Annotated in this window: 11 protein-coding genes; 4 read left to right on the forward strand and 7 right to left on the reverse strand. The window is 61.3% G+C overall.

Annotated elements, in window-relative coordinates:
• Positions 1-56 precede the first annotated feature (56 nt).
• Both C4J91_RS25505 and C4J91_RS25510 read right to left on the reverse strand, forming a co-directional pair.
• Positions 57-635: a YceI family protein gene (locus C4J91_RS25505; RefSeq protein WP_124364773.1), complete on the reverse strand. Its 579-nt coding sequence runs from the start codon at positions 633-635 to the stop codon at positions 57-59.
• 32 nt (positions 636-667) lie between these two features.
• Positions 668-1219 carry a cytochrome b gene (locus tag C4J91_RS25510; protein WP_124364774.1) on the reverse strand — a complete coding sequence of 184 codons (552 nt, stop codon included), beginning with the start codon at positions 1217-1219 and terminating at the stop codon, positions 668-670.
• 272 nt (positions 1220-1491) lie between these two features.
• On the opposite strand from C4J91_RS25510, the gene C4J91_RS25515 reads away from it, so the two are divergent.
• Positions 1492-2898, forward strand: coding sequence for an adenosylmethionine--8-amino-7-oxononanoate transaminase (locus C4J91_RS25515; protein WP_124364775.1), 1407 nt, complete (start codon positions 1492-1494; stop codon positions 2896-2898).
• 84 nt (positions 2899-2982) lie between these two features.
• Positions 2983-3702, forward strand: a complete 720-nt coding sequence (locus tag C4J91_RS25520; RefSeq protein ID WP_124364776.1) for a 16S rRNA (uracil(1498)-N(3))-methyltransferase — start codon at positions 2983-2985, stop codon at positions 3700-3702.
• A 138-nt stretch (positions 3703-3840) separates the two neighbouring features.
• Here the strand turns inward: C4J91_RS25520 and C4J91_RS25525 are convergent, their stop codons facing one another.
• A complete protein-coding gene (locus C4J91_RS25525; RefSeq protein WP_124364777.1) occupies positions 3841-4743 on the reverse strand; it encodes a transporter substrate-binding domain-containing protein in 903 nt (300 codons plus the stop codon).
• A gap of 34 nt (positions 4744-4777) precedes the next feature.
• The gene (locus C4J91_RS25530) at positions 4778-6019 is read right to left on the reverse strand and encodes a D-amino acid dehydrogenase (RefSeq protein WP_124364778.1); all 1242 of its coding nucleotides are present in this window, start codon (positions 6017-6019) and stop codon (positions 4778-4780) included.
• A 107-nt stretch (positions 6020-6126) separates the two neighbouring features.
• Here C4J91_RS25530 and C4J91_RS25535 point away from each other — a divergent pair, with 107 nt between their 5' ends.
• Positions 6127-7029, forward strand: a complete 903-nt coding sequence (locus C4J91_RS25535; RefSeq protein ID WP_124364779.1) for a LysR family transcriptional regulator — start codon at positions 6127-6129, stop codon at positions 7027-7029.
• Positions 7030-7044: 15 nt separating this feature from the next.
• Here C4J91_RS25535 and C4J91_RS25540 read toward each other — a convergent pair whose 3' ends face one another.
• Complete coding sequence (locus C4J91_RS25540; protein WP_124364780.1) at positions 7045-7662, reverse strand: hemolysin III family protein; 618 nt, start codon at positions 7660-7662, stop codon at positions 7045-7047.
• 144 nt (positions 7663-7806) lie between these two features.
• Between C4J91_RS25540 and C4J91_RS25545 the strand changes: the two genes are divergently transcribed.
• Positions 7807-8727, forward strand: coding sequence for a LysR substrate-binding domain-containing protein (locus C4J91_RS25545; protein WP_124364781.1), 921 nt, complete (start codon positions 7807-7809; stop codon positions 8725-8727).
• A 119-nt stretch (positions 8728-8846) separates the two neighbouring features.
• On the opposite strand, the gene madM is transcribed toward C4J91_RS25545, so the two are convergent.
• On the reverse strand, positions 8847-9611 hold the full coding sequence (madM, locus tag C4J91_RS25550) for a malonate transporter subunit MadM (protein ID WP_046069909.1): 765 nt from the start codon (positions 9609-9611) through the stop codon (positions 8847-8849).
• Between the two features lies 1 nt (position 9612).
• Positions 9613-10017 (reverse strand): malonate transporter subunit MadL, encoded by a 405-nt coding sequence (gene madL, locus C4J91_RS25555; protein WP_124364782.1) that lies wholly within the window; start codon positions 10015-10017, stop codon positions 9613-9615.
• Positions 10018-10063 lie beyond the last annotated feature (46 nt).

A 10063-nucleotide genomic window follows, 5' to 3' on the forward strand; every position in this document is an offset into this window, starting at 1 on the left:
CCACCGCTATCGGGAGCAAGCCCCCTCCCACAAAGGTCCGCATTGTCAGGCGGACATTACTTCTGCTTCACACCTTCCAGCGAAATATCCAGGTCGACGGTCTGCGAAGTCGGGCCTGGGCCTTTCACGCCGAAGTCGTTCAGGTCGATCGTGGTCTTGGCGTTGAAGCCAGCACGCTCGCCGCCCCATGGGTCCTTGCCTTCACCGTTGAAGGTGGCCTTGAAGGTCACAGGCTTGGTCACACCGTGGAAAGTCAGGTCGCCGGTCACGTCAGCGGTTTTGTCGCCGGTGGATTTAACTGCGGTGGACACGAACTTGGCGTCGGCAAACTTGGCCACGTCGAGGAAGTCTTTGCTGGCGATGTGCTTGTCACGCTCAGCGTGGTTGGACCACAGGCTGGCGGTTTTCACGTCGACTGCGATTTTGCTGGCTTCCGGCTTGGCGGCATCCCAGCTGAAAGTACCATCCCAGTCCTTGAAGGTACCGTGGATGGAGCTGTAGCCCAGGTGGCTGATTTTCCAGTCGATGAAGGCGTGCTGGCCTTCCTTGTCGATCTTGTAGTCAGCAGCCATCACCTGACCTGCGGACAGCAGGGCGGTACCGATAGCCAGAGCGGCGAGAGTCTTTTTCAACATGCTTTCTATTCCTTGTGAGTCGAGGTTGAACATCAGGCTTTGCGCCCCAGCATTCGCTTAAGGGTCACATCACGATCGATAAAGTGGTGTTTCAGCGCAGCCACGCCATGCAAGCCGGCGAAGACCACCAACACCCAGGCGAGATACAGATGCACCACGCCAGCGGTGTCTGCCTGGTCCGGTAGCCCGGAAACCACGGCAGGAATCTCAAACAGGCCAAACACCGGAATACCGACACCGTCTGCGGTGGAAATCAGGTAACCGGCAATCATCACGGCAAACAGCCCCACATACAGGAACGCGTGACCAAACGCGGCGCCGATGCGGGTCAGCCGGCTGTAGCTGGCCAGCGGCGCGGGCGGCGGGCTGACCAGGCGCCAGACGATACGTACCAGCATGATGGCGAACAGCGTGATGCCAATGCTCTTGTGCAGGTCCGGCGCGTCTTTGCGCCAGGCACTGTAGTAATCGAGACCGACCATCCACAGGCCCAGGGCGAACAATCCAAATACCACCAAGGCCACGCCCCAGTGCAAAACCATGCTGACCCAGCCATAGCGGGCCGATGAATTGCGTAACTGCATGAACTTAATCCCGTAAGAACTGTGCCCAAGACTAGCGCTTTACCTATCGAATTAAAGCGAAAAATTTCGCTTTGAAATATCGAGAAATGCGATCTGAAGGCTATGCATCATAAATTAACAAGGGATTAAGACTATTCCCAAGAAACGTGACAGACCGTCCTGCATTTACCGCGAATTTCCCCACAATGGCTTGTGACCCACGCCACCATTGCATAGGCTTGCGCGATTGTTTCGCCCGCGCAGGTTGCGGGACCGCTTCGAGGAGATCACCGATGGGCTTGAACAACCAGTGGATGCAACGCGACCTCGCGGTGCTGTGGCATCCCTGCACCCAGATGAAAGACCACCAGCAACTGCCACTGGTCCCGATCAAGCGCGGTGAAGGCGTATGGCTGGAAGACTTCGAAGGCAAACGTTACCTCGATGCCGTCAGCTCTTGGTGGGTCAACGTGTTCGGCCACGCCAACCCGCGCATCAACCAGCGCATCAAGGATCAGGTCGACCAGTTGGAACACGTGATCCTCGCCGGCTTCAGCCATCAGCCGGTGATTGAGCTGTCCGAGCGGCTTGTGGCGATGACCCCCGAAGGCCTGACGCGCTGCTTCTACGCCGATAACGGCTCATCGTGTATCGAAGTCGCGCTGAAAATGAGCTTTCACTACTGGCTCAACCGTGGCCTGCCGAATAAAAAGCGCTTCGTCACCCTGACCAACAGCTACCACGGTGAGACCATCGCGGCGATGTCGGTGGGCGACGTGCCGCTGTTTACCGAAACCTACAAGGCATTGTTGCTCGACACCCTCAAAGTGCCGAGCCCTGACTGCTACCTGCGCCCCGAGGGCGTGAGCTGGGAAGAGCATTCGCGCACGATGTTCCAGGCCATGGAACAGACCCTGGCCGAGCACCACGACAGCGTCGCCGCCGTGATCGTCGAACCGCTGATCCAGGGCGCCGGTGGCATGCGCATGTATCACCCGGTGTACCTCAAGCTGCTGCGCGAAGCCTGTGACCGTTATGGCGTGCACCTGATCCACGACGAAATCGCCGTGGGCTTTGGCCGCACCGGCAGCATGTTCGCCTGTGAACAGGCCGGCATCCGCCCAGACTTCCTGTGCCTGTCCAAGGCCCTGACCGGCGGCTACCTGCCGCTGGCGGCGGTGGTCACCACCGATGATGTGTACGATGCCTTCTACGACGACTACCCGACCCTGCGCGCCTTCCTGCACTCCCACAGCTACACCGGCAACCCGCTGGCCTGCGCGGCGGCCCTGGCCACCCTGGATATTTTCGAAGAAGACAACGTCATCGAAAACAACAAGGCCTTGGCCCAGCGCATGGCCACGGCCACGGCGCATCTGGTCGACCATCCGCATGTGTCTGAAGTGCGCCAGACCGGCATGGTCCTGGCCATCGAGATGGTGCAGGACAAAGCTACCAAGACCGCCTACCCCTGGCAGGAACGCCGTGGCCTGAAGGTGTTCGAGCACGCCCTGGAACGCGGCGCGCTGTTGCGACCGTTGGGCAGTGTGGTGTACTTCCTGCCGCCGTATGTGATTACCCCGGAGCAGATCGATTTCCTTGCCGAGGTTGCGAGTGAAGGCATCGATATCGCCACCAACAGCAAGGTCAGCGTTGCCGTGCCGAAGGATTTTCACCCAGGCTTTCGCGACCCAGGTTAACCATGATCGTTCCCACGCTCCGCGTGGGAATGCAGCCCTGGACGCTCCGCGTCCGCTCTGCACACCCTTTTCCAGAGAACACATATGAGACTGTCCCGCTTTTTCACCGACACCCCGCTGAGCCTCGGCGATCACGAGTTGCCCGAAGCCCAGGCGCATTACATCAGCCGCGTGCTGCGCATGAGCGAGGGCGACGCCGTGCAACTGTTCGATGGCTCCGGCCAGGAGTTTCTCGGCAGCTTGCTGGAAGTCGGTAAAAAACGCGTCAGCGTGCAGCTCACAGAAAGCTTCAAAGGCCAGGCCGAATCGCCGCTGCATATTCACCTCGGCCAAGGCCTGTCCAGGGGCGAGCGCATGGACTGGGCGATCCAGAAAGCCACCGAACTGGGCGTCAACGCCATTACCCCGATTTTCAGCGAGCGCTGCGAAGTGCGCCTCAAGGACGAACGTGCCGACAAGCGCCTGCTGCACTGGCGCCAGGTGGCGATCAGCGCGTGCGAGCAATGCGGGCGCTCGACGGTGCCGATGATTCACCCGCCGCTGTTACTGGCGGACTGGCTCAAGCAAGCCGAGGCAGACCTGAAGCTGGTACTGCACCCGGTGGCCGAGCCGATGGTCAGCCACGCCAAGCCTGCGAGCCTGGCCTTCCTGATCGGGCCTGAAGGCGGACTGACCGACAACGAAGTCGACACCGCCCAAGGCGCCGGCTTCCACGCCGCCCGCCTCGGCCCTCGGGTGTTGCGCACCGAGACTGCACCGGTGGTCGCCTTGGCCGTCGCCCAGCAACTCTGGGGCGACTTCTAACTACCCCTTTGCAAACCCAGTCAACACTGTGGGAGGGGGCTTGCTCCCGATAGCGGTAGATCAGCCAGCACCTGTATCGGCTGACACACCGCTATCGGGGGCAAGCCCCCTCCCACATTTGGATTGGGTTGCTACCGCCTACTCCACTGGGTCGCTGACCGGCTTGGCAATGATCGCCTTCAACTCACGGGTCATCGGAAACTCCAGATTCAACCCCTTGGGCGGAATCGGCTGTTCAAACCAGCGCTGGTAAATCCCGTTGATCTCCCCCGAGCGGTACAGGTCACCGAGCGTCTCATTGACCACCGCAAGAAACTGCGGATCGTCCTTGCGCACCATGCAGCTGTAGATCTCCCGCGACTGCTCCTCGCCCACCACCACCCAGTTGTGCGGGTCCCTGGCCTTGGCACGTTCACCGTAGAGCAACGCATCATCCATGTAGAACGCTGCCGCACGGCCGGTCTCGAGCATCTTGAACGCCTCGCCGTGGTCCTTGGCACTGATGACAAACATATTGGCCTTGTGTTCGGCGTTGTAGCTTTTGAGGAATCGTTCGTTGGTGGTACCGGCGGTGGTGACCACGTTCTTGCCGTTAAGGTCGGCAAAGCCCTTGATGCCGCTGTCCTTCGCCGTCAGCAATTGCCCCTTCACGTAAATAAACCCGTAGGAAAATGCCACCTGCTTCTGCCGGTCGGCCGTCACCCCGGTAGAGCCGCATTCCAGGTCGACGGTACCGTTCTGCACCAGCGCAATTCGGGTCTGTGAGGTCACCAGGGTGTACTTGACGTTGAGGTTGGCCACCCCGGTTTTCTGCTGGATACGCTCGACGATCTTGCTTGCCAGGTCCACTGAATAGCCCATGGGTTTGCCACTGCTATCCCCTACATAGGAAAACGGCACCGACGCATCGCGGTATCCCAGGGTGATGGACCTGGCATTGGCGATCTTGCCCAGGGTGCCCTCCAGCGGCGCTTGGGCCCCATGGGCCTGTGCGCCGAACAAAAGGCCCAGGGTACAGCCGGTCAACAGGATCTTTTTCATTGTTATTCTCCGTTGGTTTTCGGGTGGTCGAGTGTCAAGCGGCGCGGGGCGTCAGGCCCTGCATATCGATGGAAGGGCTGCGCTGACCGATCAACTCGGCCAGCAGTTGGCCGCTGCCGCACGCCAGCGTGAAGCCAAGGGCGCCGTGGCCGAGATTCAGCCACAGGTTGCGGTAGCGGCTTGCGCCAATCAGCGGCACCCCGGTGGGCGTGGCCGGGCGCATACCGGCCCATTCAACCGCGTGGGCGTAGTCGCCGGCATTGGGAAATGTCTCAAGGGCCTGGCGTTTCATCAAAGCCAGGCGCTTGGGATCAAGACCCGCGTCGAAGCCGACAATGTCCACCATGGCCGCGACCCGCAGTTGCTCACCGATGCGCGCGTAGACGATCTTGCGATCGTAGTCGGTGATGCTCACATTCGGCGCCCGGTGCTGCGCGCCAATCGGCACGCTCAGGCTATAGCCCTTGAGCGGATACAGCGGCAGCGACAACCCCGGCAAGCCCAGTTCAGCGCTGCGATGCCCTGCCGCCAGCACCAGTTGCTCGACCGGCATCACCTCATCACCCAATTGAAGGGCGTGCACCACTGCGTCGGTGTGGCGAATCCCGGTGACCCTGCGCCCCAACAAAAACGTGCAACGCCCCGATGCTTCAAGCCGCGCCGCCAATTGCTGGCAAAAGGCATGACAATCCGCTACTTCCTCGTTGGGCGTGTAGATCCCGCCGACAAAACCATCACCGGCCAACGCCGGCTCCAGGCGCGTGCAATCGCTAGCGGACAACACCTGCTGTTGCAGGACATTGGTCACTTTACTGCGGGCATGTTCAAAGGTATTGGCGTTGCGAAACGTCACCAGCTTGCCATTGCGTCGCCAATCGAAGTCGCCCAGGCGATCTTCCTCGCGCCATTGCTGCAAGGTGTCCTGGCTCAGGGATGCCAGGCGCAGCAAGTGAGCGGCATTGCGCTTGTTCACCGAACTACGACAGGCGCCGATAAAGGCGGCCATCCAGCGCCATTGCTGGGGATCGAGACGTGGGCGCAGCTTCAACGGCGAGTCACCGCGCAGTAACCAGCCAATCGCTTGCAGCGGCACCCCGGCGTCGGCCAGCGGCGCAACATAGCGGTAGGACAACTGCCCGCCATTGGCGTAACTGGTTTCACTGCCCAGGCTGTCACGCGCTTCGATCAGCGTCACCCTATGGCCGGCACGCACCAACGCAAAAGCGCTCGCCAGGCCGATAACCCCACCGCCAATAATGCAAACCTGCCTGGCCATCCCCGCCTCCCGCCGTTAATTGACAGCGCTCAGCGTAGAGCCAGGTGACAGGCCGCCGACAATGAATAAAGATGGCTCACCTATAAACAAAGGTTATGGGACTCGCCATGCGCTTGCGTCATATCGAAATCTTCCAGGCCATCCGCCAGACCGGCTCCATCAGTGCCGCCGCGCAGTTGCTGCACGTCTCGCAACCGGCGGTGACCAAAGTGTTGCAGCACGCCGAACTGCAGCTGGGCTTTGCGCTGTTCCTGCGGGTACGCGGCAAATTGCAACCCACGCCGGAAGCCCTGGCGCTGGAAAGCGAAGTCGAAAAAGTCAGCGCAAGCCTGCAAGGCGTGCGGCGTCTGGCCAAGAGCTTGCGGCGCGAACCGGGGCAAAGCATCCGCATCGGTGCGATCCCGGCGTTGGCGCTGTCGCTGCTGCCGCCGTCGATCCTGGAATGGAAGCGTGATTACCCGGACATTGCCTGTGAGCTGTCCAGCGACCATAGCCGCGAGCTGGTGCAGAAGCTGTTGATGCGCGAGATCGACCTGGCGTTGACCCTCACGTTCTCCGGCCATCCGGGGCTCACCACCCAGGTGCTGGCCAACGGCGTGCTGGTGGCGTTGGCGTCAAAAGGCTATTGGCCGGACGCTGAACGGCACAAGCCCTTGCCGCTGGCCGAACTGGCTGGCGCGCCCTTGATCGGCCTGTCCAGCGCTGACCCGCTGGCAGCGAAGCTGGGCAGCTACCTGGAAAATGTCGACCCGCCGCCACGGGTGACGATCTCGGTGCAAACCTATTCCCTGGCCCGCGCGATGGTCGAATCCGGCGCCGGCCTGACCGTGATCGATCCGTTCACTGCGCTGGGTGCCTCGACGGCCACTACCCACATTCGCACGCTCACGCCACCGCTGCCGATTACCCTCTACGCACTGACCCGCGCCAACGAGCCACCGCCGCATATGCTGGCCAGGCTGCTGGAGATTTTCGGCAGTCGCGCCTGTGAGCTGCTGGAGCGTCTCTAAACACACCTCCCACATTCAAAGCACGTAATGCATGATCGCCACAAAATGCAGCAGGCTGCCGCCGATCACGAACAAGTGCCAGATGCCATGGGAATGGCGCAGGCGGTCCTCCAGGGCAAAAAAGATAATGCCGACGGTGTACAACACCCCGCCCGCCGCCAGCCAGGTAAACCCTGCCGTGCCCAACGCCGACAGCAGCGGCTTGACCGCCACCAGCACGATCCAGCCCATCACCGCATAGATCACGATCGACAGGATGCGCTTCTCCGAGCGGGGCTTGATCTCCTGCAAGATGCCGATCACCGCCAGCCCCCACACAATCCCGAACAGCGTCCAGCCCCAAGGCCCGCGTAGCGTCACCAGGCAAAACGGGGTGTAGCTGCCGGCGATCAACAGATAGATCGAAAAGTGATCGACCTTCTGCATGATCTCTTTTCGTCGCCCGCGCACGCTGTGGTACACGGTGGACGCGCTGTACAGCACCATCAAGGTAAAGCCATAAATCGCCACACTGACGATTTTCCAGGGGCTGCCGTCCAGGCTCGCCACCACCAACATCCACACGACGCCAATACACGCCGCGACTGCACCGAGCAAATGGCTCCAGGCGTTGAATCGTTCCCCGTGGTACATCTGCAACCGACCTCCCGTGACCAATAAGGGTTGGCTGGCAAGCCTCCAGCCTTCGCCATAAGAGTGCAAGCGCCTTATGACGTTCCGAGGACGCCGAGCACATTTGCGGGCACAATCGAGGGCATTCGAACAAGAGCCACGGCCATGCTGATCGACGAAGAATTCACCCTCAAAAAGCTGGAAATCTTCCTGGCATTCATGCGCACCGGCAATCTGGCCCGCGCCGCCGCCGAGCTGCAAACCAGCAACGTCAGCGTGCACCGCGCCATTCATTCGCTGGAAAACGCCCTGCGCTGCCCGTTGTTCAAGCACGAAGGGCGCAATCTCACGCCACTGGAAAGCGCCTATGTACTCGAAGAGCGCGCGCAGAAACTGGTGGCCGATGTGGTCGACAGCGTACGCCTGACCCGTGAAGCCGCCGGCTTTTCCGCCGAACGATTCAAGCTGGGTTCGCTGTATTCATTGACGGTCAAGACCGTGCCGCAACTGATCATGGGCCTGAAAATCAGGCGCAGCGAACTGAATATCGACCTGATCCTTGGCTCCAATTTCGACCTGCTCTACAAGCTCAAGAACATGGAAGTGGACGCGATCCTCATCGCCCTCGACGACCATGCGAACGACCCGGACTGCGCGCAGATTGCGCTGTTCAGCGACGATATCTTCCTCGCCACTCCGGCCGACTCGCCCTTCGACCGAGAACAGCGGATCGACCTGGCCGACGTGCGCGACGCAACCTTCATCACCCTCACCCAAGGCTTTGCCACGCACCAGGACGGCAACCGCGTGTTCAAGCAGGCCGGGTTCGAGCCGAAAGTGGCGATGCAGGTCAACGACATCTTCACGCTGCTGAGCATGGTCAGCTCGGGCGTGGGTTATGCGCTGCTGCCGGGCCGGATTGCAGCGGTGTATGAGAACCGCGTGAAGCTGATACCGCTGCAGCCCAGGTATCGGCTGCAGCAGCATATCGGCGTGGTGTTCTTGAAGGCCAAGGAGCGCGACCCGAACTTGCTGGCGCTGTTGGCGGAGTGTCGGATGTATGCCAATCGGCAGGGGTCAGCCTGAGCTGATCGTTCCCACGCTCCGCGTGGGACACGCCTCCTGGGACGCTCCGCGTCCCGACTTCAAGAGCGGACGCGGAGCGTTCAGGGCTGCATTCCCACGCGGAGCGTGGGAACGATCACTCAGCCCACCAACCCCCGCACAATGAAATACAGCAGCGAAGGCCCGAGCAAACACCCAAGCCCGGTATGAAATGTCGCCGTCAGCGCGCCATACGGCACCAACCGCCGATCCGTCGCCGCCAGCCCCGCCGTCACCCCGCTCACGGTGCCGGCCAAGCCACCAAACACCATCGCCGAACGCGGGTTGTCCAGGCCCATCCAGCGCGCCGCTACTGGTGTGCCGACCATCACCAGAATCGCCTTGATCAACCCGGTGGCAATCGACAGCGCCATCACATCCGAGGTCGCGCCAATCGCCGCACCGGTCACCGGGCCGACAATGTAGGTCACTGCGCCCGCGCCAATGGTGGTCATGCTGATCGCATCGCGATAACCAAAGGCCCAGGCCATGCTCGCGCCGACGATGAAGGGCAGGATCGTGCCCAGCAGCAGCGCAATCACACCGATCATGCCGGCTTTGCGCGCCTCGGTGGCCTGCACTTCAAATGCAGTGGCAACAATGGCGAAATCCCGCAACATCGCACCGCCCATCAGGCCGATACCAGAGAACAGGGCCAGGTCCGCCAGGCCTTTCTGCCCACCCGTTAGCGTGCCGCCGACCCAGGCCAGCACCAGGCCGATGACGATGGCAATCGCCGAGCCGTGGATGCGCCCGAACGTAAGGCGCTTGGACAGCACCACGGAAATCCACATCACCACGCCCACAAAAGCAAACGCGGTGATCAGGCCGTTATGCTCCAAGCCTTTCTCTATGAGGTCCCACATTTCAGCGACCTCCCGCAGGAACGATCAGCGGCTCTTCGGCGGGCAGAGGCTCGCCCCTGTGCGTGCGGCTGATCAAGGCGATGGTGCAACCACAGACCACCACCGAACCAATCGCCGCCAGCACCGCGACCGGGCCGCCGTGCAGGGCGGTCACGACATTTTGTTGCGCGGCCATCGCCACCACCACCGGAATGTACATTGCGCCCCAGAAGCCCACGCCCATCTCGCACTCCTTGGTCATCCCGCCGCGCTTTTGCATCCACAACCGTGCGCAGATCAGCAGGATCATGGCGATGCCCACGCCGCCCACGTTGGATTTGACGCCCAGTAAAACGCCGAGCATGTCGCCCATGATCACGCCTGCAAGCGTGCAGATCGCCAGCAATGCCACACCGTAGATAATCATCGTTGTTGTCCTCAAAGTGCTCGATCGAAATTGTTGTTGTTGTGCT

The sequence above is a fragment of the Pseudomonas sp. R3-52-08 genome, from assembly GCF_003851745.1.
GTDB lineage: Bacteria > Pseudomonadota > Gammaproteobacteria > Pseudomonadales > Pseudomonadaceae > Aquipseudomonas.

Excerpts from the sequence above, each read along its gene's own strand:
- C4J91_RS25505 (WP_124364773.1), bottom strand. The coding sequence starts at position 635 with ATGTTGAAAAAGACTCTCGCCGCTCTGGCTATCGGTACCGCCCTGCTG.
- C4J91_RS25510 (WP_124364774.1), bottom strand. The coding sequence starts at position 1,219 with ATGCAGTTACGCAATTCATCGGCCCGCTATGGCTGGGTCAGCATGGTT.
- C4J91_RS25515 (WP_124364775.1), top strand. The coding sequence starts at position 1,492 with ATGGGCTTGAACAACCAGTGGATGCAACGCGACCTCGCGGTGCTGTGG.
- C4J91_RS25520 (WP_124364776.1), top strand. The coding sequence starts at position 2,983 with ATGAGACTGTCCCGCTTTTTCACCGACACCCCGCTGAGCCTCGGCGAT.
- C4J91_RS25525 (WP_124364777.1), bottom strand. The coding sequence starts at position 4,743 with ATGAAAAAGATCCTGTTGACCGGCTGTACCCTGGGCCTTTTGTTCGGC.
- C4J91_RS25530 (WP_124364778.1), bottom strand. The coding sequence starts at position 6,019 with ATGGCCAGGCAGGTTTGCATTATTGGCGGTGGGGTTATCGGCCTGGCG.
- C4J91_RS25535 (WP_124364779.1), top strand. The coding sequence starts at position 6,127 with ATGCGCTTGCGTCATATCGAAATCTTCCAGGCCATCCGCCAGACCGGC.
- C4J91_RS25540 (WP_124364780.1), bottom strand. The coding sequence starts at position 7,662 with ATGTACCACGGGGAACGATTCAACGCCTGGAGCCATTTGCTCGGTGCA.
- C4J91_RS25545 (WP_124364781.1), top strand. The coding sequence starts at position 7,807 with ATGCTGATCGACGAAGAATTCACCCTCAAAAAGCTGGAAATCTTCCTG.
- madM (WP_046069909.1), bottom strand. The coding sequence starts at position 9,611 with ATGTGGGACCTCATAGAGAAAGGCTTGGAGCATAACGGCCTGATCACC.
- madL (WP_124364782.1), bottom strand. The coding sequence starts at position 10,017 with ATGATTATCTACGGTGTGGCATTGCTGGCGATCTGCACGCTTGCAGGC.